The organism is Pseudophaeobacter sp. EL27 (assembly GCF_900313025.1).
Taxonomy (GTDB): Bacteria; Pseudomonadota; Alphaproteobacteria; order Rhodobacterales; family Rhodobacteraceae; genus Pseudophaeobacter.
Map to the genome: position 1 here is coordinate 406,318 of NZ_OMPQ01000015.1, position 23,283 is coordinate 429,600.

Below are 23,283 nucleotides of genomic sequence, written 5' to 3' on the forward strand. Positions count from 1 at the left end.
TTCGTGACTGGCGGAAGGCAAGGTATCGGGCGTGGCATTGTGGATGCGTTTATGGCCGAAGGGGCTACGGTTACAGCCTGTGGCCGCGGGGCCCGTCCTGAGGGGTTGCCGGAGTGTGTGATCTGGCACTGTCTCGATGTGTCCGATCCGCAGGCGGTTGAGGAAATTGTCGGGGCCACTGGCGGCACTGAAATCTTAGTGAATAACGCCGGAGTACAGGTCGAAAGAACCGTCACTGACAGCTCTGATGAGGACTGGGACTTGGTGATGGGAGTGAATGCACGCGGCGTGTTCAACATCTGTCGTGCCTTCATCCCTATCATGTCAGCGGGATCGTCTATCATCAACATCGGCTCGATCTCGGGAAATGTCGCAGACCCCTCCATGGCGCTGTACAATGCTTCCAAGGCATTTGTGCACGGGCTCACCCGCTCCATTGCCGTGGATCACGGGCCGGATGTGCGCTGCAACGCGATATGCCCCGGCTGGATCGAAACCGGGATGCTGGATGCAGGCTTTGATCTTGCCACTGATCCGGCCAAGGCCAAATCGGATGCCTTGGCCCGTCATGCGGTCAACCGCTTTGGCAAACCTGCCGATATTGCAGCTATGGCTGTTTGGCTGGCTTCAGATGAGTCTGCCTTTGCGACGGGACAATTGTTCACTATTGACGGCGGCATGACTGCGGCCTCGCCTCTCAATCCAGGGTTATTCTAATGGTCCATATTGAAAGAACCGCCATTCTCGGGGCCGGAGTCATTGGCGCAAGCTGGGCTTCGCTGTTCCTCGCCTCGGGGCGTAGTGTCGCTGTGTTTGATCCTGAGCCGAATGTCGAAAAATCCGTGCGTAGCTATATTGATAAGGCCTGGCCTGCGCTGGAAGAATTGGGGCTCTCAGATCGTGCAACCCCTGATGCCATTCGGTTTTTCTCAACAGCCGGAGAGGCGGTAAAGGAGGCACAGTTTGTGCAGGAAAACGTGCCTGAGCGTTTGCCGATCAAGTTTGCCACCTACCAAGAGATCGAACCTGTACTGGATGCCGAGGCGATTGTGTCCAGCTCGACATCCGGTCTGACGCTTGAAGCCCTACAAGAGGGCTGGACACATCCTGCAAGGCTGATCCTGGGGCATCCGTTCAACCCCCCTCACCTGATCCCACTCGTAGAGCTGACCGCCAATGATGCCACAGCCGCGCAGGTTCTGGACCGGACCGAAGCCTTTTACAAAGATATCGGCAAGGTCACGATCCGGATCAACAAGGGGCTGCCCGGACATGTTGCAAACCGTTTGCAGGCTGCCGTCTGGCGCGAGGCAGTCCATATGGCCGTCGAGGGCGTTGCCAGTGTCGAAGATATCGATAAGGCCATGTGGGCAGGCCCTGGGCTGCGCTGGGCCGCCATGGGGCCAACAACGCTCTTTCACCTGGGCGCCGGTGAAGGTGGGCTGAAAGCCTTTTGCGACCATTTCAAAGACACGTTTAACGGATGGTGGGATGATCTGGGCGATCCCCGGCTGGATGAGCAAGTGATCAAACTATTGGTAGATGGCATGGCCTCGCAGGCACAGGGACAAAGCCCCCATGAGCTCGCTTCCCAGCGGGATAAAATGCTCACTGCCATGCAAAAAGCTACCCGGCATCTGCGCTCTTAATACCTGGGTTGAACATCGGCCAAGCACGGAACTCAAAGGGCACACGCCCCTCAACCCGATCCGTGCTTGGCGGCAACCCAAAACGTTGACTATAGGCCCGGCTGAAATGCACCTGGCTATTGAACCCGGAGGCCGCCGCAATCTCGCTGAGTTTTAGCTCGGTCTGCGTGACCAACCCCCGCGCGCGGTCAAGTCGAATATCGCGGTAATAGGCGACCGGGGATTTTTGGGCATATTGCTGAAACAAGCGACCAAGCTGACGCTGAGAAACACCCAGGTTTTGGGAAATCTCGGGGATCGACACAGGCGTTTCCAGATTGGCTTCCATCTGATCAATGGCGTCGCGCACGACCCCGGATGTGACATAGCCCAACGGCTCAACCCATTTTGGGTTTTGCGACCGTTCTTCCCCTCTGACATCGTGATGAAAGAGGTAGCGGGCAGTGGCATTGGCGAGGCTTTCACCCGCGACGGAATGGACAAACCGAAGCCCAAGATCCGTTGACGCCGTCCCGCCACAACAGGTGAATATCCGCCCATCCAGCACAAACATGTTTTCCGAAACATCGGTGTCAGCTGCGATCTCGATAAAGGCATCGATATGCTCATAGTGAACGGTGGCGGTCTTACCTTTCAACAGGCCAGCGTTTGCAAGCACAATTGCACCTGTGTCCAGGCCACCTAAGATGGCGCCACTAGACTCCCATTTCTGCAGGGCAGCCTTCAGATGCGGCGAACTGTGCCGTTCGGGCGTCCAGCTTGTACTGACCACAACCAGCCAGGGATTGTGATTTACCACTTGCCCAAGCGTCGCGGTCTCGATGACCAACCCGCTGCTGGTTTCCACAGGCCCACCAGCTTCAGAAACATAGGTCCATGAAAACCTAGCAGTTCCTGACAGATAGTTTGCAATTCTAAACGGATCTACAAACGAGGTGGTCGCAGAAACATTGAAGTGTGGTGTCACCAACACGACAATTTCCAGTTTAGGGGCAATAGCATCAGACATGACCAAACTTGTAAAACCATGTTCGAATTGTCAATTCATGGAAGCCCGCGCCACTACCCGATTCTGATGATGCTCAATGTCTTTGCGGCTATACCAATTTGCCTGTTCGTTGAATCCTCTCAGCAGCGTTCGTTCACCCGCGATGCCTATGTGATGGACAAATCCCTTCATGATTTCATTAAACACGACAGGCCCGGTGTCATGTTCAAATGGGGGCGCTTGCATCAGATGTCTTCTTTTGGGTCATCGCCATGAGGATGCCTGAAATCAGGATCACGGCGATCCCCGTCCAGGCTAGTGTGTTGGTTGCCGTGCCCCAAAGCAGATAGCCCCAGAGACAGGCGAAGATCAGGAAGGAGTATTCAAACACGGAAATGAATGCCGGGGGGCCAATCCTGTATGCCTGCGCAATCAGTGAAACAGCAATTACTGCCCCGCCTGCCTGGAACAGGGTCAACAATAGAAATCGACCGCTCGGAGCCACCCAGGGCATTGAGATGAAGGCCTCTCCGGGCCATAAGGTAGCAACACCCAACATGATCAGCCCGGCCAGTCCGATAGCCAGAAATATCCCAATGGCAAGCGAGATTGGACTTTCATCGGCGCACCAATGGCGGGTTAGCATCATGCCCAACCCATAGAAAAACCCTGCACCAAGCGGCATGGCAGACAGGAGGTTCAGGTTCTGAAGATCGGGTTGCAACAACATCAGTGCCCCAGCAAAACCAAGCATGACTGCAAAGGCGCCTATCCGTCCAATCCGCTGGCGAAACAATAGGACCGACAAAAGCGCGACCCACAATGGGGCGCTAAACAGACCAGCACCCGCCTGGGCAACCGGAAGTGTTCCCAGTGCCGCAAAATAGATCAACAAACCTATCGACACCGCTAAACTGCGCAAAGCAAGTCCGCGCAGGTTAACCGGGCGGATGCGTTGGCGCAGGATGCGAGCAGCGACCATAAGGATTGGCACCGCAAACAACGATCGAAAGACCTGGAACTGCCATAGGCCCGCTTCCTGGCTCACGGCAAAGACAAAATTGTCGATGAAGCTGAGAATAGCTGAGGCGGCCAATGCCAGACCAGCCGCGGTGATGTTTGGTGTCGCTTGCATCGGGCAGCTCGGATCAGGTCACGTTCTCGGACACAGTCATTGCTTCGACAACCTCGTCCAGAGACCGGATCGCGCCGTGCTGCAGGTATTCCATGGCATTGAGAGAAGCCTGATGGGCTTCAAAGCTGGATCCGGCGACACAGTCTTCGATCACCCGACAGAAGTAATCGCCCTGATGACTGTCGACAAAAGTATAGTGCACACATACATCGGTCAGCCCCCCCACGAGGATCAGGGTTTCAGCCTTCAATCCCTTCAGCAGGATTTCCAGATCTGTGCCGTAAAATGCAGAATAGCGGCGTTTTGAGATGCGGTAATCGTCGGGACGCATGCCCAGTTCTTCCTCGGCGAAGGCGGTCAAAGGGTTGCTGTCCAGGCAATGAATTTCTTCGTCACCATCCAGTTCCCGTCCAAAATCCACCAAATCCGCCCGATGAATTTCCTGAATAAAGATCACCGGGATACCGACCTCGCGCGCCTTGTCGATGGCCACTTTCGACCGTGCCATCCGATCTGCATAGTCCGGCATATGGGCGATGGAGCGTTCATCGTCCGGGATCGGCGAAAAAGTCGACTTCTGGATGTCAATCACGATCAGCGCGGCACGGCCCTCGATCAAATTACGTTTCTTGGAGTTAGGATTGGTCATCTGTGTGCCTTTCAAAAGGAAAATGAGGGGAGAGTGCAAAGAGGTGGCTTGTGGGCAGCCATCAGGCCGCCGCAGCTTTGGCCTCTGGTTTTGATGTTTCGCGTGGTCGTAAATGCCCCAGATAGCGGCCTTCAGCCATTTTGAACGCAGCCGAGATCAGGAAGACGATGGCCATGTAGAACACCATCGCCGTGATGAAACCTTCGTAGGCAAGATAGTAGCGACCGTTCAGCCAACGGCCAACGCCCAGTAGGTCCTGAAGTGTCACAGTGCTGGCAATAACGGAGCCATGCAGGGTGAAGATCACCTCGTTTGAATAGGCCGGCAGGGCGCGGCGGAAAGCGTTGGGAAGGACAACCAGCCGCATTCTGATCCAAGGTGACATTCCGCAGGCTTTGGATGCTTCGATTTCGCCCAATGGGGTCGCTTCGATCGAGCCTCTGAGAAACTCGGTGGTGTAGGCCGCCGTGTTGAGCGTGAAAGCGATCAAAACACACCACCAGGGGTCACTCAGGATTGGCCCCCAGAGAAAGCTGCTGCGGACGGTTTCAAATTGGCCAAGGCCAAAATAAAACAGATAGACCTGAACCAGCAGGGGCGTGCCACGAAAAGCATAAGTATAGACCCAGATAATCTGGTTCCAGACGGGCGCCTTGTAGGCGCGGGCAAGTGCCAGTGGTATGGCGATCAGGCCACCAACAAACAGGGCAAGAACGGTCAATTGCAGGGTGACCAGCGCACCCTCAAAGAACCGTCCAAGATTGTCATAGATCAGGACAAAATCCAGCGGCGAAGAGGTTTCGCTGAAATCTCGTAGGTACTGAAAGAATGTGCGTTCATTTTCCATTGCTTCAGGCCCTTCTCACGCCGGCGCTGTATTTTCGGTCAACCCGGCGCAGAGCAACATCGGAAATAGCGGTGATCACTAGGTAGATAAGCAATACAGCAATCATGAAGGTGAAGAGTTTGTGGGTCGAGCGCCCGGCGGAGAACGCATTCCAGACGAGGTCATGCAACCCAATTACAGAAACCAATGCAGTGGATTTGACCAGAACCAGCCAATTATTGGTAAAGCTGGGCAAGGCATAGCGCACCATCTGAGGCCAAGTGACCAGCTGAAATACCTGGCGAGAGCTCATCCCGACGGACATTGCGGCCTCGATCTGCCCACGGGGAATGGCCAGAATGGCGCCGCGGAACGTTTCCGCCATGTAGCCACCAAAGATGACCCCCAGGGTCACAACACCCGCAACAAACTGGTTCACATCAACATAGGACCACAACCCAGTCATAAGTCCGAAGTCGTTGACCAGCTTTTGCCCGCCATAGAAAATGAGCATCATCAAAACAAGATCAGGCACGCTGCGCACAAACGTGGTGTAGAGATTGCCGATCCGCCGAACCTTGCGAGACTGCGATAGCTTTGCAAAGGCGCCAAGCAATCCGCATACAATCGACAATAGCAGAGACAGGACGGCCAGAGAAACCGTAACGAGAGTGCCCTCCATCAAGATTTGCCTATATTCAAAAATCAGATCCATAAGCCATTGTCCAATTGAAGAGGTTTATCTTGGGGGAAGATGAACAGAGGAGAGCCCCCCTCCTCTGTCCTGTCACGACGGCTTGATCAGTTGCCGTAGATGTCGATCGAGAAGTACTTGTCGTTGATCGTCATGTAGGTGCCGTCTGTACGGATCGCCGCGATGGCCGCAGTCAGTTCATCGGCAAGCGGATCACCTTTACGCACGGCAATTCCGGTGCCTTCCCCCAGGCAGGCAACGTCGTCCAGATCTTCGCCAAGGAAAGCAAAACCCTGGCCTTGATCGGTGTTCAAAAAGCCGTCTATTGCCTGCAGTGTGTTGTTCACCTGCATGTCCAGACGCCCGGCAACAAGATCGGCGTAGACATCTTCTTGTGTGTTGTAGAGTTTGATATCCGCATCCGGGAAATGCTTTTCGACATAGCATTGCATCGTCGTGCCACGCAGCAGGCCAATCTTCAGCCCGGCGGTTCCTTCCCGTGTCATTTCAAAAGACGCACCTTCCTTGGCAATAAAGCGGGTGGGCGTGAAATAGTATTTCTCGGAGAAATCGACCTTTCTTCTGCGGTCTTCGGTGATCGACATAGAGGCGACGATTGCGTCGTATTTATTCGCCATCAGGGCCGGAATCATGCCATCCCATTCTTGCTCCACCAGCTCGCATTCGCGCTTCAACTGGGCGCACAGCGCCAGTGCCATATCAATATCAAACCCCGACAGGCTCCCGTCTGCTTCTTTTCTGGAGAAGGGAGGATAGGCACCTTCAACGCCAATGCGCAAAGTGTCGGCCACGAGGGATTGTCCCGCGAAAAGGGTCATTGCGCCGACAACAGAGGCGAGGATGGTTTTCTTGAAGGTCATGTTGGTATCTCCCTGATTGTTTTAGTCGAGGTGTCTGGCAGGTCCGCGGTCTGCGTGATGTCAGTGCCGGGTATTCGACAGGAACTCCTTGAACCGTGTCGATTCCGGATTGCGGAAAATCTGTCTTGGGTCCCCCTGCTCTGCGATCAATCCCTGATGCAGGAAGATCACCTTGGAAGAGACGTCACGGGCAAAGGCCATCTCGTGGGTCACAACAACCATGGTGCGGCCCTCTTCTGCCAGCGAGCGGATGACCTTCAGGACTTCCCCAACAAGCTCGGGGTCAAGCGCTGATGTCGGCTCGTCAAACAGCATGACTTCGGGCTCCATCGCCAGAGCGCGGGCAATTGCGGCGCGTTGCTGCTGACCGCCAGAAATATGTGACGGGTAGTAGTCACGACGCTCGTACATGCCGACACGATGCAGCATGGCTTCGGCCTTTTCGATCGCCTCGGCGCGGGGCTGTTTCAGCACATGGATTGGTCCGGCAATGACATTTTCCAGAATGGTCATGTGCGACCATAGATTGAACGATTGGAACACCATCGCCAGGCGAGAACGGATGCGTTCAACCTGTTTGGCATCAACGGGTTGAAAGGATCCCAAGCGGTTTGTTGCCATTCTGATGTCTTCACCATGAACAGAAATCATTCCAGAATTGGGCGTTTCCAACAGGTTGATGCAGCGTAGAAAGGTGCTTTTACCTGACCCCGAAGATCCGACCATCGAGATGACATCGCCTTCTTGGGCCGCCAAAGAAACGCCCTTCAGGACTTCTAACGCCCCATAAGATTTGTGGAGATCAACCACCCGAAGAGAGAGCTCTACATTGGTATCTGCATCGATTGCGACCATTGGGTTTCCAATCCATCCTTCTAACGCTTCGTCTGTTAAAACGGTAACGGGCAAAAAGAGTTTGGAAAAACAGGAATAACTGGCGCTGAGCGACGGTTTTTACTACGCTACCCCCATGATCTCTTCGCTTCGCCATCTAAATGCCTTGCGCGCCTTCGAGGCCGCTGCCAGACATCAGAGCATCGCCAAGGCCGCTGTTGAGCTGAATGTCAGCCACAGCGTAGTAAGCCAGCATGTGAAGAACCTTGAACTCTGGTTTGGGACGGATCTGTTCATCCGCCACGGCAATCGAATTGAGCTGAGTGAGAATGGGCGCGCATTGCTGCCGCGGATCTCAGGCGGGTTTCATACTTTGAATGATGCCTGCAATTCGCTCCTGCGAACCACACAGAAGGGAACCCTGATCGTCAGCGCAGAACCTGCTTTGGCCTCTCTTTGGCTCCGAAAACGCATCACAGAATTTGCCAGCGAATTTCCCAAAATTGACATTGATCTTCGCCCAGCATGGAAGCCTCCCCAACTTGGTGAAGGCCATGCGGATATGATCCTCCACTTTGAAACGCGAATGCCGACATCTGGCGCCAACCATCATCGGCTGTTTCCGATTGACGGCTACCCGGCATGTGCGCCGAAAATGCGGGATAAATTACTTGCGAAGGATGGCCAGGTGAACTGGGATACTGTCCCCCTGATCCATGACAATGGGCATGAGATTTGGCACCAGTGGTATGCAACCCACGAGGCAGGAAACGAACAATGGAAAAACGGTCGCGTCCATTCCGACCTCTCCTTAGCCATTGATGCGGCCGTGGACGGCGAAGGCGTCATTCTAGCTGATAACATTCTTTGCGCAAAAGAGGTTGGCCTGGGCGCGCTTGTTCCGCTTGATACCCGTCAGATCAGATGTGTCTGGTATTCCCTGGCGACGCCCCGAAAGTCATCCCGGAAACCCGCAGCAGATACTTTCAAGAGTTGGCTATTGAACAAGATATCTGTGGAAACAGAAACGTCCTAGTAAACGCCTGCCAAAGCTCTGAACTGCGAAACCCGTCATCGCTTTAGATTTCGGACCTGGGAGCTTTGCGCACTACATTCGCGCGGCCGAGGTGGTCTATAAGGAAATCCATGAACACACGCACTTTCGCCGAGACAACATTGCTCTTGGGGTAGATCAGCCACAAGGCCGGTTTGTTGGCCAACTCGTAGTCCGGCAATACATGGGACAGCGTTCCGCTCTCTATCTCATCCTGCACCGCCCAAACCGAATTGATCGAGATCCCGGCCCCATCGAGCGTCGTAAGTTTCTGGGTCAGCCCATCGTTTAAGATCAGATATTGGGCGGCGCGCTTGGGGGCAAACAGGGCTTGCGTACCAGCAGTTGAAACGAGCGTCCTTGGCTCAAGTTCTCTGAAGGCAAGCAATCTGTGTTTCGCCAAATCTTCTGGGTCAACCGGGGTGCCAAAACGTTCAAGATAGGCAGGCGACGCACAGAGGATACGGGTATCATCAGCCAGTTTACGCGCGGTGAGGCTGCTATCCGCAAGAACCGAGTTGCGTAGTGCAAGGTCGTAGCTGCCCTCGATCAGATCGAATTGGGTGTCGGATAGGTGCAGGTCGAGCCGAAGATCTGGGTACTTGTCCATAAAAATAGGCAAAAGCGGCGCGAGGTAGAGCTGCGCAAAGGTACTCGGGGCTGCAAAACGCAATGTCCCGCTGACCTTTGTCCGGCCCTTACCCAAAGCCGCAAGCGCGGCTTCCTCCTGGGCGATCATCTCACGCGCATAGGGCAGAAAATCCTGCCCCTCCAAGGACAACGAAACCTTACGGGTTGAACGATGCAGCAGGTCCGCGCCGACAAGACGCTCCAGTTTTGCGATACGTGTGCTGGCGACCGCAGGTGCCATGCCCAGCGTACGACCCGCAGCGCTGATGTTCAGCGTTTCGCAGGCAAGTACAAAAAGGCGCAGGGTTTGAGTGTCCATATCATTTACTTTTTCGGAATAGTGAAATCAAATCAACCTTCTTTATATAGTATGCGAAAGTGATAAATCTGTTTGCGAGACGAGAACAGGAGCAACCAATGGCCCAGATCGCGACCGTAAACTATCATGTCCACAAACCAGAACGGCAATCCTTTGAGTTGGATGCTGGTGGGATTGTCGGCAACCTTGTTTCACCCGAGCTCGCACCAAAGCAGATGGCGGTGCGGGATGTGCGTAGCTTTGATGCGAGTCTATCGTTTCAGGAGCATTCCGTTGGCTTCGCAACACTCCCCACCAATGTGCAGTGCTTTGACGCTGGAAGTGATTGGCAAGACACCTACGGTAAGGAACTCTCCAAGCTGCTGAGGGCTGAAATTGGTGCGCAGGAGATCATAATTTTTGACCATACTCTGCGCGTGGATGACCCAAATGCAGTTCGCGCACCAGCCCGCAATGTGCACAGCGATTACAGCGCGGATGGCGCCCAACAGCGCCTGATCGACATTCTGGGCGAAGACAAAGCCGCCGAATGGTCCAAGGGGCACTTTGCCTTTATCAACACCTGGCGGCCTATTGGCGCGGCGATCAACTCGGCTCCGCTGGGGTTTATCCGCCCGACCAGTGTCGCCGATGACGATTGGATCCTGCTTGATCTGATCTATCCGGATCGCAGGGGCCAGATCATGGGGGTTGCAGCAAACCCTGAACATGATTGGTTCTATATGTCCAAAATGACACCTGATGAGGTGGCATTCTTCAATATCTTTGACAATCGTGGCCTGCCTTCAGTGGCCCACAGCGCCTTGGACATGGTCGAGGACCCAAAGGTCCAGACCGTCCGGCGCAGCATTGAGAGCCGAACTTTGGTTCGTTACGCGGCCTAACTCCCAAACTGGGATCAACAAGAGAAAGATCATGCAATGACCAAGACAATTCTCATCACGGGTGCTACCGATGGCATCGGCCTTTTGACCGCGCAAGCCCTTGCGGCGGAAGGACACAGAGTACTCCTACATGGTCGCAACGCGGCCAAACTGGAGGCGGCGGCAAAAACTGTCGGCGGAACCACAGAGCAATACATAGCGGACCTGTCGAAGCGGGCTGACGTAGATGCATTGGCTGCGGCCCTCCGCAAAAACCACAGTCAGATCGATGTGGTTATCAATAACGCGGGAATACTGAAGGCGCCAAACCCGGTGACCAAAGAGGGCTATGATATCAGGTTTGAGGTCAATACCTTTGCCCCCTATGCGCTGACGTGCGACCTGCTACCGATCCTCGCAAAAGACGGTCGTGTCGTGAACCTGTCCTCAGCTGCCCAGGCCCCGGTTGATCGGGAGGCGCTGCTTGGGCGTAAAATGCTGGACGATATGGGCGCCTATGCCCAAAGCAAACTGGCCCTCACAATCTGGTCCCGCGAGATGGCAAAAGAACTGCCCGAAGGCCCAGTGATTGTCGCCGTGAACCCAGGCTCTTTGCTGGCGTCAAAAATGGTTAAAGAGGGCTTTGGCATCGCCGGCAATGATCTGAGCATCGGCGTAAATATTCTGCGCGAAGCCGCACTCGGGGATTCTTTTGCAGATGCCAGCGGCAAGTATTTCGACAACGACAGCGGGCAGTTTGCCCAGCCACATTCTGCTGCGCTGGATGCGGCGCATAGCGCCGATGTGATGCAGGCCATCCAGGATGCGCTGACCCCACAGGCCTAAACAGCATCGGCTCGGCTGAAACCGGGCCTTTGCCCCGCTCCCCCATCAGAACCAAAGCAATCCGCCAGATAATTCTGCGCGGGGCCAAGAAAGGCAAACCAATGAAATATGAAAATTTCACCACATTTGACGTCAAAGTCGAAAACGCAATTGCCACTGTCACCTTTGATTTTGGGACTGTGAATGTGCAGGGCCAGGAAATGCTGGCCGATCTCAACAGCCTTGCCATGCGGTTGGAACGCGACCGCGACACAAAGGTGGTCATCTTCCAATCGGCCAACCCGGAAATCTGGGTTTGCCACTATGACACTGAACTTCTGAAGGACATGTCCACCGAAGCCGTGTCGCGTGAAGAGGCGCAGCTGCTTGATCTGCAATCGGTCTGCGAGCGCATCAGCAGAGTGCCCCAGGCCACGATTGCCAAGCTGGAAGGCTTTGCGCGCGGCGGCGGGCACGAGTTGGCGCTGGCGCTCGATATGCGCTTTGCCGTGCGGGGCAAATACAAATTCATGCAGATGGAAGTTGGCATGGGCATTCTGCCCTGTGGTGGCGGTGCCTCCCGCATGGCGCGTCAAACTGGCCTGGGGCGTGCGCTGGAGATCATCCTAAGCGCAAGGGATTTTAGCGCTGATGAGGCCGAAGCGATGGGGACCATCAACAAGGCTTTTGAGGCGGATGAGATTGATGATTACGTCAACACGCTTGCCAACCGCATTGCCAGGTTCCCGGCGGACTCGATCAATGCCTGCAAGCAGATGGTCTATGAATCGATCGACAAACCGATTGAGGACGCCCTGAAGGCCGAGGCCTATTGGCTGTATCAAGCAACCAGCAAAACACCTGCCGTGAAACGCTTTACCATCGCGGATGAGCAAGGGCTGGAGCATGACATCGAAAACCAGCGCAATTGGAACAACCTGGTCATGGATGTCCAAGACATCCAATAGCAGCCCCTGGCCGTCAGGGCATCCCAGGTGAAACTTGGAGTGCCCAATGGGTCACCTACCTCCAAACCTTAAACCAGCCCTATGGGTCCGGTTTCTTTTAGCGAAAGGCGCAGTGCCCACAGGCAGCGCTTCAGTCACGAGGAGTGACAAGAGATGAGACATACTTCACTTCAACACGCGCGGTCGCTGAAACGGCCCACGCGTGAAGAGATGCTTCACCGCACGCCGACAGTCCAACAGTTTTGGACCCAAAACAAAGACCTGTTTGAGGGTGCCTGGAAGGAATGGGAGGGCGGAGATGCGCTGAAACCCGTTTTGGACAGCAGCCTTTACGCCCCTAAACTGCGTGCGGCCGTCGAGCAGGCCTGGCAGGATCCAAGCACAGAAATTGCGGTCAAAGATCTGTGGGAAGAGGTCTTTCCCGGCGTCTATGAGGCGCAGTTCTTTGATCCCGCACGGCTCGCGAGTTTGCGCGAATATCTTGAAAGCGCCGCCGCTGCGGATATCCCCCTGCGCCCGCCCTACGGGATTTCGCTGAATCGCGGGGGCGCGATGCTGGACCGCCGCTCACCCGGCTACCTTGCTGCTCCGGGTTTTCAGAGCTTCTACCGCGACCTCATGGAGAGTTACATGCGGCCAATTTCGCGGCTGCTGTTCCCTGATATTGTTGGCTTTGACACTCAGACCTTTGGGTTTTCAATCCAATGGCAGGCGGATGCGGATACCTCCTTGCGGGCCCATACTGACGCCTCCTCTGTCACGCTGAACCTGAACTTGAACCTGCCCGGAGAGGAATTCTCCGGATCCGGTGTGCGGTTCTTTGACCGGGAAACCCGGCAGGTGGCGGAGCTGAGCTTTGCCCCTGGGACCGCGTTGATTCATCATGGCAGCGTGCCCCATGAATCCATGCCGATCACAAAGGGCGAGCGATCAAACCTGGTGCTCTGGCTCTATGGAGATCAAGGTGAGGTGCCCCGTTTTGGTGGGGCTCAGACAGAGCTTGATGCGAGGCAGCGCTGGAGTGTGCCGACAACACCCGACGACGGGTTTGCCCCATTCTAAGGTCCGCCACGCGCCATCTATGAAAGTTTACGAGGGTCGCCAAAACTGGTGGCCCTCGTTTTGCCGTCCGGGACACTGTATCTAATTATATGCAAAATCGGAAAACTGAACTTATATTCCGGTCAATTTACTACAATACAGAATACTATATCTCCTGCACATCACTTACTCTTTAGGATGTGCACAATTAAAGCCATGACCCTCACCGCTTACGGTGAAACCGCAAAATTCGAAGCTGCCGACCTACCCAAACCAGAGCCGATCTCCGGCCATGTTGTGGTCCGCATTGCAGCCAGCAGCGTGAACACAGTTGACACAATGATCCGCGCAATGGGCAGTGACCTGCCGCTCTCCCCGGCTTTGCCTGCGGTATTGGGCATGGATTTCGCAGGGGTCGTTGAGGCCGTTGGCGAAGGCGTGAGCGCCTTTGCCGTTGGTGACGAGGTCTACGGCTGCGCCGGTGGGCTGGCTGATCTACAGGGCGCCTTGGCTGAATTCATGCTCGCCGATGCGCGCTTGATCGCTCACAAACCCAAATCCATCTCGATGCGCGAGGCCGCCGCCATGCCCCTGGTTGGCATCACCGCCTTTGAGGGACTGGAACGTGCAGGCATCACGGCTGGCCAAAAGGTTCTGGTGCAGGGTGGCGCTGGTGGTGTGGGCCACCTAGCTGTGCAATTGGCCAAACACTTTGGTGCAGAGGTCTATGCCACTGGCACAGGCGAAACCCAGATGGATGTGATCCAGGGATATGGCGCGACGCCAATTGATTTTGCTGCCGAAAAGATCGCCGATTATGTCGCGGAATACACCGACGGTGCAGGTTTTGATCTGGTCTTTGATACCGTTGGCGGCGCCAATATGACCAATTCCTTCGAGGCCGCAGCGCTCAACGCCAATATCGCCTCAACAGTCGCGCTGCTGGAAATTGACCTGTCACCTGCACATTTTAAAGGACTGTCGCTGCACATCGTTTTCATGCTGTTGCCAATGCTTGCCAACAAAGGCCGTGAAAAGCATGGAGAGATTTTGGCGCAGCTGGCAGAAATTGTGGACGCAGGCGCACTAAAGCCCTTGCTGGATGGTGAGGTATTCGGTCTCGACAATGTCGGTGGGGCCTATGATCGCCTGACAAGCGGCAAGGCCATCGGCAAGGTGGTGGTTGAGGTCTGATAAGATCAGAATTCCGCATGAGCGGCTGCCAAGCTAAAGCGCAAAGGCAGCCGCTCATGCGGTCTTAGGTTCAATCAACACAGACGGAAGATCATGGTTCGATTTGAGACGCTTTCAGGAAAGTGAGCCTGAACCGAAACCAACCCACTTCGCAAAAAATCTCCTCCCCGCAAAAGCAGACCTTCGTCCAAAACGAAGCGTGTGTTCGATCTGCGTCCACTTGATCATTTGGTCGATCTCGGTACGGGCATTTAGATGATCTGGGTTCAATCGACAAAGCATCAGGGCGCCGATGGTCTTTGCAGCTGCGCTGGAAGCACCCAGGCTAGAGATCATTATTCAGTTGGACTAACTGCCAGCCATTCACTAGCATCTTACGATAGGTGGCGGCGTAAATCTGGCCGTCACTACACGGCCGTTCGTTGATCCAAGGGGTGACATGTTTTGCCTTCAAAGAAAGACAAACTGATAAGATTACCAGCACCTATCTCATTGAGACCCGTCACGTTTTTTGAAACAGGTTCCATCCCAACCGCCGCCTTTGCCTTCCTCCCTGACTGTCATGGCTCTTCGTAAGCCGTTCTTCACCTTCGGCTCCAAGTTTATGCAAAATAAAACTGCACAATACCTGCAACTGGCGCTGATCCTTGGCGCAGGAGTGATTGGCGCCATGGCCGCGCAGTGGCTAGGCCTGCCGATCCCATATCTCCTCGGCAGCATGTCCGCTTCGGCGATCGTCTCTCTGACGACCTATTCGCGCAGCGGAGAAAAACTGTGGTTTCCGGTTCAACTGCGTCACGTCTTTATAGCCATCATCGGCATCATGATCGGGACTACATTTAGCCCAGAAGCACTTAAGACCGCGCCAATCCTGGCCATTACTCTTTGCGCTATGATGCTGTTTGTTTGCGCGGCGCAAATACTAAACTTTGGCATTTTTCATCACATCGGCGGCTATGACAGGGTGACTGCCAAATATGCTGCCATGCCCGGTGGATTGATCGAAGCTGTCACTCTTGGTGAAAAAGCCGGCGGTGATGTGGAGACCATGAGTATTCAGCATTTTGTGCGGATCGTGTTGGTCATCATGTTTGTGCCAACCCTGTTTCAGATCTTTTCTGGTGAAACGGTAGGGAGCGCGGCAGGCCAGACACTGGAAAGTTCTCCGTCGGATTGGACTGACTGGCTTTTCTGCGCAGTATTTGCCCCGGTTGGGATTTGGCTCGGTGCACGGCTAAAGTTACCGGCCAGCCATCTCATGGGGCCTTTGCTGCTGACAGCGCTTCTTCATGCGGTCATGGCCGTTGATATTCAGGGCCCCAGCGCCTTGTTGAATTTGGCGCAACTCATCGTTGGCGCGGGCCTCGGTGTTAACTTTGCCCGTTCCACGCTGCGCCATCTTTTGTCGGCCTTTGCACTGGGCTTTTTGTCCGTTGCCACGACCTTGATCATGGCCTCTGGGTTTGCCTATTTGCTCGCAGGTGTGGTGCCGATGTCTTTCACGGCACTGCTTATCAGCTTTGCCCCAGGGGGCGTGACCGAGATGAGCCTGGTTGCGCTTAGTCTCGGCGTGGCGCCCGTTTTGGTCACCACACACCATCTGTTTCGCATCATCTTTACTGTGACAATAGCCGGCATAGTGACTGCGAGGGCTGAACGCCTTGGCAAGGGCAATCCCGGATCTTAAGGTGCCTCATGGCTGAATCACCACATCCCAAAAGCTGCTGTATTCCCCAAAGGGACGGCACCTCAGACAGCAATCCAACACCTGTTTTTGCTGGCAAACCAAAGCTTCGCCCGGCGCCGGATGCTGTGCTTATACCCGGCGGTGCTTCGCTGCTAGGGACAGCCGCCCCCCAAATCCCCGATGATGGCGAAGACCCATTGCGCAAGACGCGGATCAAACCCTTTCGAATGGGGGCGACCAGCGTGACCAATGCCCAATTCAAAGCCTTTGTCGAGGCAACTGGCTATGTCACCGAAGCCGAACGATTTGGCTGGTCCTTTGTGTTTTGGGCCCAGGTTCCTGAAACCCTGGGAGCAACTCAAGGCGTGGTCGATGTTGAATGGTGGCGCCGCGTTGACGGAGCCAACTGGCGTGACATCAACGGGCCCGGCACCATGGCCGAACACTGGCATCCGGACCATCCGGTGGTGCAGGTGTCCTGGAATGACGCACGGGCCTATGCGGAATGGGTGGGCGGGCGCCTTCCAACCGAGGCAGAATGGGAACATGCAGCCCGCGGCGGCAAGGGCGATGTCAGATACCCCTGGGGTGATCAAGAACCCAATGATACGGATTTCCAGCCCTGTAACATCTGGCAGGGCCAGTTCCCCAAAGTGAATACCGCCAAAGATGGCTTTGCAGCTACGGCTCCGGCACAGTTCTATGAACCCAATGGCTATGGATTGTACAATCTGGTGGGCAATGTCTGGGAATGGACGGCCGAAGCCTACCGGATCAAGTCACTCAAGAAACATGTGCGCCTGCGTCTTGCCGGGATGAAGGGCTATAAGCTGAGCAAGGGCGGGTCCTTCCTGTGCCATAAGTCCTATTGCTACCGCTACAGGATCGCCGCGCGGTCCGGCACCTCGCCGGATAGCGCGACAACACATCAGGGGTTTCGCGTAGTTTGGCCTACGTGACTGCCTTGCGCTAAACGCTTTGCTGTCCTGAGACTGGCGATAACGCTGCTTGCCAATCGAGTCGCCGCAAATGCATCAAGATTGGGTGTCTGCACAACAGCATGATTTTCACAGGACATTGCCTGCACCTGATGTTGGTCAGACAGGATGACCAGCAGGTTGAGGGGCTCTTGTTCAAGCGTCAGACCCGGAAGAATAGACATCACTCCTGCCGATTGAAGCAAGGTTGTTTTTCCCCGCGAGTCCCATGGTGGTACGCAGCTCTTTTTGCAGAATTTCAAGCAGATGCGAAATTCCCGGCTGCCCCATAGCGCCCAGCGCATAAACCATTGCACGTCCCAAAAGAACGCCAGAAGCACCCTGCGCGCGGGCCCGGAAAATGTCCATTCCGGTGCGCACCCCGGAATCCAGCATCAATTCCATGTCATCCCCCACGGCGTCCGCGATCCTTGGCAGCCAGGAAATAGAGCTGCCTGCCCCGTCCAATTGGCGACCGCCATGATTGGAGACAACGATGGTTTCAATCCCCATGCCCGCGGCAATCTTGGCGTCTTCAGCGTCCATGATGCCCTTCAGGATGATGGGGCCATCCCATTCCCTGCGGATCCATTCGACATCTGCCCAGTCCAACGAGGGGTCCACCATCTCCACCGCCCAGGTCAGCAGGCTGCTGAGGTCATCAATGCCTTTGGCATGGCCGATGACATTGCCAAAGCTCTTGTAGGGCGTGGTGGCCATTTCCATCGCCCAACGGGGTTTGGTCGCGATATTGAGCATGTTTTTCAGGTTGGGCCGGATCGACAGCTGGTTTTTCACATCCTTGTGGCGTTGCCCCAACATGGAAAGATCCATGGTGACCACCAGCTTGGAACACCCTGCAGCCTTGGCGCGATGAATCAGATCCCGGACAAAATCCCTATCCTTGACCACATAGAGCTGAAACCAAAAGGGCTGCCCCGTGGCCTCGGCCACCTGTTCAATCGAGCAGATCGACATGGTGGACAGAATGAAGGGTACGCCAAAATCGCGCGCAGCTTTGGCCACCTTGATCTCGCCCCCGGCATTCTGAATTCCCAGCATGCCAACCGGTGCAAAGGCCACGGGCAGGTTGGCGGTCTCCCCCGCCAAAAGGGCCGAGGTGTCGATATCCGTGATATCCCTGCCGACCCTTTGGCGGATGTTCAGGTTCTGAAAATCGGCCTCGTTCCGGCGAAAGGTCGTCTCGGTGTAAGAGCCGCTTTCCGCATAGTCATAAAACATCTTCGGAACGCGGCGTTTGTACAGCTGGCGGAAGTCTTCAACGCAGGTGATGGGTGGCATTGCTGAGCTCTCCCTATGCCATGCCAACAGGCGTCTGATTGGGACGCATGTCATCTGGGCGTGTCATCAGGATCAGGGTCAGATCAGATTTCAATGCGGCATATTCCGGGTCATCAAACACATTGGTCAGCTCATCCGGATCGTTTTCCAGATCGTACATTTCCCCGGCACCGGACTTCAGATCCACCGTCAGTTTGGCGGTTTTGCTCCGGACTGTGCGCAGGGACAGACCCACACCAACTCGTCCAGGCAGCAGCTCCCATTCGCTGAGCGCGCCCTCGCGGGTGCCGTCGCCACTGATAACGTCGCGCATGGAGCGCCCGTGGATCTCCATCAGGCTGTCGGCATCGGCCCAATCCATAAAGGTGGCCCCCAGATCCAGCGTCGAGAGCGGCTCGTGGCTGACCTTGCCCACCGGAACATCCGGGCCTTTGACAATGGCACGTACGTTCAGAAGGCCTTCAAAGGGCATCGGCCCCTTTAGCACCAGGCCGTGATCCCCCAACCAATCGCCATGGTCGGCCGTGTAGACAATATAAGTGTTCTCCGCGAGGCCCTGGGCTTCGAGCTCGGCAATGATACGTCCAACCGAATGGTCAATCAGCGAGAGCTGCCCATAGGTATTGGCAATGATCTCGCGCAGATGCTCATCCGAGACCTCAGGGAAGCGCGAGTAGCTGGTCCGGATCTCCGCTCCCTTACCTTCGATCTTGGTTTCCACCGCAGCCTGATGCCACCAGGGGCGGCCCTCAAAGTCACGGGTGCGATGCTCCGGCAGATCGACGTCTTCAGGCTTATGAAGCGAGGCCCAGGGTTCGGGGCAGTCAAAGGGATGATGCGGATCGGGAAATGAGACCCACATGCAGAAGGGCTTGTCATGATCCTGTTTCAGGAAATCAATCGCCCGGTCAGCGATCCAGGTCGAGTTATGCCAGGCCACCGGCAGCTTTGAGGTCCAGACCTGCGGTGCCCCGTTGTGGTCCTTGTGGCTTTCCCACAGCAGTTTGTTTTTCTGCTCCCCGCGCCCATCGCCATAGTACCATTCCTCATAGGCCAACCCATGCGGGGGCTTTTCAGGCAGCCACCAGTTGTGGCCGATATGGACCAGCTCGGCATGGTCAAACCCCATGTAGGGGCCGCGCCAGCCTTCTGGCACCCTGGCCGAACCGGGAATGGATTCCACCGTGTCGTGGTCCTCAAACACATGGTAGGTGGCAAAATGTGCCTTGCCGATTTTGGCGGTATGATAGCCCGCTGCCGACAGGGATGCGGCAAAGCCCTTTTCGCCGATCTCAGGGTCCAGATCGATGCCATTGTCATGCACCCCGTGAGTACGCGGCAGCAGCCCGGTCAGGATCGAGGCCCGTGCGGGCTGGCAGACCACGCAGGGCGTGACCACGGTTTCCAGACTGGTGCCCTCGCTGGCCAGCATATCCAGATGCGGGGTGTAGACATTACGCCCACGAAACCCATAGCAATCGCCGCGCTGCTGGTCCGAGGTGATGAACAGAATATTGGGTTTGGAAGCTGCATCAGTCATTTTTGTCTCCGTTGACAGGGGCAGTTGCCCCGTTCGGTTATTTCAGTTTGGGGCCACCGCGCAGCCAGCCCGCGCCGGAGATGATGGCGGTGGCCAGGATCAGGAAGACCACGGAAATCGGGCTGCGGAACAGGAACCAGGGATCGCTGCCCGTGGCCTCGAATGCGCTACGGATAGTTGTTTCCAGCGGACCAGCCAGGATATAGGCGATGACAAAGGGTAGGATCGGTATATCGGTGGACCGCATGAGGTACCCAAGTGCGCCAAAGAACAGCAGCACATAGACGTCGCTCATATTGCTGCCCTGCACATAGACCGAGGTCAGCGTCAGCAGCAGAACAATCGGCAACAGGATCTGTTTGGGCACATGGATCAGCCCGCCCAAAAGGCGCATGAACCAGGCCCCCGTTGTCCAGTTCAACAGATTGGCCGCCACCATCAGGGTGAACAGCGCAAAGGCCACCACCAGCTCGGGATTGACCTCATCCGCGGAAAAACGGAACACCGATGGGCCGGGATTGAAGCCGCCGATAGTGTCAGCCGCCAAAATGATGAATACGGCCGCTACATTGCCCGGAATACCGAGGCTGAGCGCCGGGATCAGATTGGCGCCCGACACCGCCGAGTTCGCAGCTTCGGTCGCAGCGATACCTTCGGGCGCACCTTTGCCAAAATCAGTCTCCCCTTGGTACATCTTGCGCCCAGCCGTATAGCCAAGGGCTGCGGCCAGCGTCGTGCCGATCCCTGGCAGCGCGCCAATGACCGTGCCAATGCTCATGGAGACACCGATAAAGGGCAGCAGTTTACGTCGCTCACCCATGCTGAGCGAGGTATCCCCCGGTGCGATTTTGGGCGGGGCTTTCTGCTTTTCGCGGGCAGAACGCCACATGTCTTCAAAGCTGACAAAGATCTCGCCAACCACCAGGACGCCGATCACAACCGCAATTGTTGGCAGGCCAGAAGCAAGCACATCGCTGCCCATCGACAGACGCGGATAAGAGTCGGTGCCCGTGGCGATCGAAGCTACCAGGAGACCAAAACAGGCGGCTAAAATGCCCTTGAAGGTATCGTTCCCGACGACCACGGCGACAAAGGACAGCGAGAGGATCATCAGCGCGGATTTCTCCGGCAGGCCAAGAAAGGCCTCGATCGAAATCGCCAGAAACGGCGCGCAGACAAAGAGCACGATGTCAGAAAACGTATCGCCACTGACGGAGGCAAAATGCGCAACCCGCAGGGCCTTGCCGCCCTGGCCGTTTTTGGCCATCGGATGACCATCCAAGGTGGTCATAAAGGCATCAGGGGTGCCCGGCGTATTGAACAGGATGGCAGGCACGGCACCGCCAACCGTTGCCCCCTTCATCACTCCGACCAGAAAGCCAAGCACCGGCAGCAGTGCATCTGGTGTGAAGCCAAAGATCGAAATCAGGATCGGCAGCGCCAGTGCCATGGCAAAGGGGCCGGATAAACCCGGTGTGGCACCAATCAAGACCCCGATAAAGAAGCCCAGGGCCACCAGTAGGATCGGCCAGGACAGAACAATCGGGCCTAGAACGATGGCCGGATTGCCAAAGAGGGCCTCCATGACGCCTGCCAGGATATACTCTAGCACGCCCATCAGATGTCACCGTTGGGGGGCAGAAGAAGGTTGTCAAAAGGCAGATCATAGATCAGCGCGATCAGCACTGTTGAAACCAGAGCCAGAAGGACAAACTTCCAGCTGAACCTGTGGCTTGTCAGGGCAGTAAAACAGAAAATCATAAAGCTGCCTCCGATGACAAAACCAATGTATTTCCAGGGTGCGGTGTCCAGCAGCAGGCGATAAGGGGTCTCGCCGAAAAACCAGAGCCAAACAATCAAGGGTCCACTCACCTGCATAAGGGTCAGCCCCAGTGCCATAACAAGGCAACTCGTTACCAAAAAAACGGGGGAGATCACGCGGTGGAGGCCATTGGGCACAAGGACAATGGCCCGCACCAGCATTACCAAACCAGCCAGCAGCATTCCTGCGGCGGCAAAACTCGGCAACATGGCATCCCCGATGCGGATGGTCCGGCGCCAGACATCGACAACACCGGTGTCAATATCTGCAGGTATCCAAACCCCTAGGGCGACGAGGGCAGAGCCTATTGCGGCGAGGCCAAGCACGATTTCACGTAATTTACCTGGATGATCCATTGCTCCCCCCTCGTGTTTTCAGGTGATCATTCGGCAGTCGCGTTCAGCAAGGCTTCGGCATCCGCCAATTCGCCTTCGACATAGCTGCGTGCCTCTTCTCCGGTCATGACCTTGATGGTCAAAGCCTTTGAAATGAAGGCATTGGATTTGGTGCCATCCTTCTGAACCACGGTTGAAATGGCATCGGACAGCGCCAGTCTCGCGTCATCCGGCAGACCCGCCGGGGCAATGGCCACGAAGGTTGCACCAAAGAAGAAGTCGACACCGATGTCGGCCAAAGGCTGCGCGTCAGGAGAGACCATAAGCGGCTTGTCTTCACCATTGGCCAGGTTGAGCAGATCACCGGCGGCAACCCCTGATTTTTGCGGGCCGGCCACCCAGCCGATGTCCACGTCTGATGCATTGACCGCATTCAGAACCGCTTTGCCGCCTTTGTAGCTGGAAACGATGTTGAATTCGACGCCGTTCATCTTGCCGATGTAATAGGCACCATCAGCCAATCGGGGGGTCATCGCGCCAAAGGAGATTTCCTCCCCGGCCTTTGCTGCTGCAATCACGTCAGACATGGTTTTCCAGCCGCGATCAGATTTGGCGACGATGCCCATCTGGGTGCCTGCCAGGGTGCTGAGGTATTCAAAATCACTGGTTGCATAACCAGGATCACGCGCCGCCAGGACGCCGTAAGCAAATGTATCGGTAATACCAACGCCGATGGTCAGCCCATCAGCTGCGGAGTCTTTCACCGAACGTGCCATCACGCCACCACCAGCGCCGGTGACATTCTCAGGCAGCAGGGTCCAGCCATATTCGGCCTGGATATCTTCAGCGATCAGGCGCGCCATGGTGTCAGCACCACCGCCGGCCTTAAAACCAATCTGGAGCTTGATCGGGCCCGATGGAGCCCAGTCCGCATAGGCTGCAGACACGGATAGTATCGCTGCGGCAGCAGCGCTCAATAGCGTTTTCATGTTTCCTCCCTTTCGCTCAACAAGGTTGAACTGACCTCAGCTTACGAGAAGAAATATAGACCCGGAAATATTACTTGCATA

General features: G+C 55.7%; 23 protein-coding genes. 10 read left to right on the forward strand and 13 right to left on the reverse strand.

The window, feature by feature from the left end:
• The first annotated feature begins 3 nt into the window (after positions 1-3).
• Both ED661_RS20400 and ED661_RS20405 read left to right on the forward strand, forming a co-directional pair.
• A complete protein-coding gene (locus tag ED661_RS20400; RefSeq protein WP_254054908.1) occupies positions 4-717 on the forward strand; it encodes an SDR family NAD(P)-dependent oxidoreductase in 714 nt (237 codons plus the stop codon).
• Entirely contained in the window at positions 717-1,649 is a 933-nt protein-coding gene (locus tag ED661_RS20405) for a 3-hydroxyacyl-CoA dehydrogenase NAD-binding domain-containing protein (RefSeq protein ID WP_122076581.1), read from the forward strand. Before ED661_RS20400 ends, ED661_RS20405 begins: the two co-directional genes overlap by 1 nt.
• Here the strand turns inward: ED661_RS20405 and ED661_RS20410 are convergent.
• From ED661_RS20410 to ED661_RS20440, 7 genes are all read right to left on the reverse strand, one after another.
• On the reverse strand, positions 1,627-2,658 hold the full coding sequence (locus ED661_RS20410) for a GlxA family transcriptional regulator (RefSeq protein ID WP_122076584.1): 1,032 nt from the start codon (positions 2,656-2,658) through the stop codon (positions 1,627-1,629). The two genes, ED661_RS20405 and ED661_RS20410, sit on opposite strands and share 23 nt — an antisense overlap.
• Positions 2,659-2,863: 205 nt before the next feature.
• Positions 2,864-3,772, reverse strand: coding sequence for a DMT family transporter (locus tag ED661_RS20415; protein ID WP_122076586.1), 909 nt, complete (start codon positions 3,770-3,772; stop codon positions 2,864-2,866).
• 13 nt (positions 3,773-3,785) lie between these two features.
• On the reverse strand, positions 3,786-4,421 hold the full coding sequence (locus tag ED661_RS20420; protein ID WP_122076589.1) for a cysteine hydrolase family protein: 636 nt from the start codon (positions 4,419-4,421) through the stop codon (positions 3,786-3,788).
• Positions 4,422-4,482: 61 nt separating this feature from the next.
• Positions 4,483-5,268 (reverse strand): ABC transporter permease, encoded by a 786-nt coding sequence (locus ED661_RS20425; RefSeq protein WP_122076592.1) that lies wholly within the window; start codon positions 5,266-5,268, stop codon positions 4,483-4,485.
• Between the two features lie 4 nt (positions 5,269-5,272).
• Positions 5,273-5,929 (reverse strand): ABC transporter permease, encoded by a 657-nt coding sequence (locus ED661_RS20430; RefSeq protein ID WP_254054909.1) that lies wholly within the window; start codon positions 5,927-5,929, stop codon positions 5,273-5,275.
• A gap of 119 nt (positions 5,930-6,048) precedes the next feature.
• Positions 6,049-6,822: a transporter substrate-binding domain-containing protein gene (locus ED661_RS20435; protein WP_122076597.1), complete on the reverse strand. Its 774-nt coding sequence runs from the start codon at positions 6,820-6,822 to the stop codon at positions 6,049-6,051.
• Between the two features lie 60 nt (positions 6,823-6,882).
• Positions 6,883-7,677: an ABC transporter ATP-binding protein gene (locus ED661_RS20440; RefSeq protein ID WP_122076600.1), complete on the reverse strand. Its 795-nt coding sequence runs from the start codon at positions 7,675-7,677 to the stop codon at positions 6,883-6,885.
• 115 nt (positions 7,678-7,792) lie between these two features.
• Between ED661_RS20440 and ED661_RS20445 the strand changes: the two genes are divergently transcribed.
• Entirely contained in the window at positions 7,793-8,692 is a 900-nt protein-coding gene (locus ED661_RS20445; RefSeq protein WP_122076603.1) for a LysR family transcriptional regulator, read from the forward strand.
• Positions 8,693-8,735: 43 nt separating this feature from the next.
• Here the strand turns inward: ED661_RS20445 and ED661_RS20450 are convergent, their stop codons facing one another.
• Positions 8,736-9,659 carry a LysR family transcriptional regulator gene (locus tag ED661_RS20450; protein WP_122076606.1) on the reverse strand — a complete coding sequence of 308 codons (924 nt, stop codon included), beginning with the start codon at positions 9,657-9,659 and terminating at the stop codon, positions 8,736-8,738.
• Positions 9,660-9,757: 98 nt separating this feature from the next.
• Between ED661_RS20450 and ED661_RS20455 the strand changes: the two genes are divergently transcribed.
• The 7 genes from ED661_RS20455 (at position 9,758) to ED661_RS20485 (ending at position 17,196) form a co-directional block, all read left to right on the forward strand.
• Positions 9,758-10,543, forward strand: a complete 786-nt coding sequence (locus ED661_RS20455; protein ID WP_122076609.1) for a CmcJ/NvfI family oxidoreductase — start codon at positions 9,758-9,760, stop codon at positions 10,541-10,543.
• 36 nt (positions 10,544-10,579) lie between these two features.
• Positions 10,580-11,368 carry an SDR family NAD(P)-dependent oxidoreductase gene (locus tag ED661_RS20460; protein WP_122076612.1) on the forward strand — a complete coding sequence of 263 codons (789 nt, stop codon included), beginning with the start codon at positions 10,580-10,582 and terminating at the stop codon, positions 11,366-11,368.
• Positions 11,369-11,469: 101 nt separating this feature from the next.
• Positions 11,470-12,315, forward strand: a complete 846-nt coding sequence (locus tag ED661_RS20465; RefSeq protein ID WP_122077109.1) for an enoyl-CoA hydratase/isomerase family protein — start codon at positions 11,470-11,472, stop codon at positions 12,313-12,315.
• Between the two features lie 153 nt (positions 12,316-12,468).
• The gene (locus ED661_RS20470; RefSeq protein WP_122076615.1) at positions 12,469-13,377 is read left to right on the forward strand and encodes a 2OG-Fe(II) oxygenase; all 909 of its coding nucleotides are present in this window, start codon (positions 12,469-12,471) and stop codon (positions 13,375-13,377) included.
• A 195-nt stretch (positions 13,378-13,572) separates the two neighbouring features.
• Entirely contained in the window at positions 13,573-14,550 is a 978-nt protein-coding gene (locus tag ED661_RS20475) for a zinc-dependent alcohol dehydrogenase family protein (protein WP_122076617.1), read from the forward strand.
• 604 nt (positions 14,551-15,154) lie between these two features.
• A complete protein-coding gene (locus tag ED661_RS20480; protein ID WP_162930206.1) occupies positions 15,155-16,237 on the forward strand; it encodes an AbrB family transcriptional regulator in 1,083 nt (360 codons plus the stop codon).
• Positions 16,238-16,245: 8 nt separating this feature from the next.
• Entirely contained in the window at positions 16,246-17,196 is a 951-nt protein-coding gene (locus ED661_RS20485) for a formylglycine-generating enzyme family protein (RefSeq protein WP_122076623.1), read from the forward strand.
• Positions 17,197-17,370: 174 nt separating this feature from the next.
• On the opposite strand, the gene ED661_RS20495 is transcribed toward ED661_RS20485, so the two are convergent.
• The 5 genes from ED661_RS20495 to ED661_RS20515 are packed head-to-tail and all read right to left on the reverse strand — an operon-like array spanning position 17,371 to position 23,202.
• Positions 17,371-18,516, reverse strand: coding sequence for an alpha-hydroxy acid oxidase (locus ED661_RS20495; protein ID WP_122076628.1), 1,146 nt, complete (start codon positions 18,514-18,516; stop codon positions 17,371-17,373).
• Positions 18,517-18,529: 13 nt separating this feature from the next.
• Entirely contained in the window at positions 18,530-20,056 is a 1,527-nt protein-coding gene (locus ED661_RS20500; RefSeq protein ID WP_122076631.1) for a sulfatase-like hydrolase/transferase, read from the reverse strand.
• Positions 20,057-20,093: 37 nt separating this feature from the next.
• Positions 20,094-21,674 carry a tripartite tricarboxylate transporter permease gene (locus ED661_RS20505; protein WP_162930207.1) on the reverse strand — a complete coding sequence of 527 codons (1,581 nt, stop codon included), beginning with the start codon at positions 21,672-21,674 and terminating at the stop codon, positions 20,094-20,096.
• Positions 21,674-22,234 carry a hypothetical protein gene (locus ED661_RS20510; protein WP_122076636.1) on the reverse strand — a complete coding sequence of 187 codons (561 nt, stop codon included), beginning with the start codon at positions 22,232-22,234 and terminating at the stop codon, positions 21,674-21,676. The genes ED661_RS20505 and ED661_RS20510 overlap by 1 nt, the downstream gene beginning before the upstream one ends.
• Before the next feature lie 26 nt (positions 22,235-22,260).
• Positions 22,261-23,202, reverse strand: coding sequence for a tripartite tricarboxylate transporter substrate-binding protein (locus tag ED661_RS20515; RefSeq protein WP_122076639.1), 942 nt, complete (start codon positions 23,200-23,202; stop codon positions 22,261-22,263).
• Positions 23,203-23,283 lie beyond the last annotated feature (81 nt).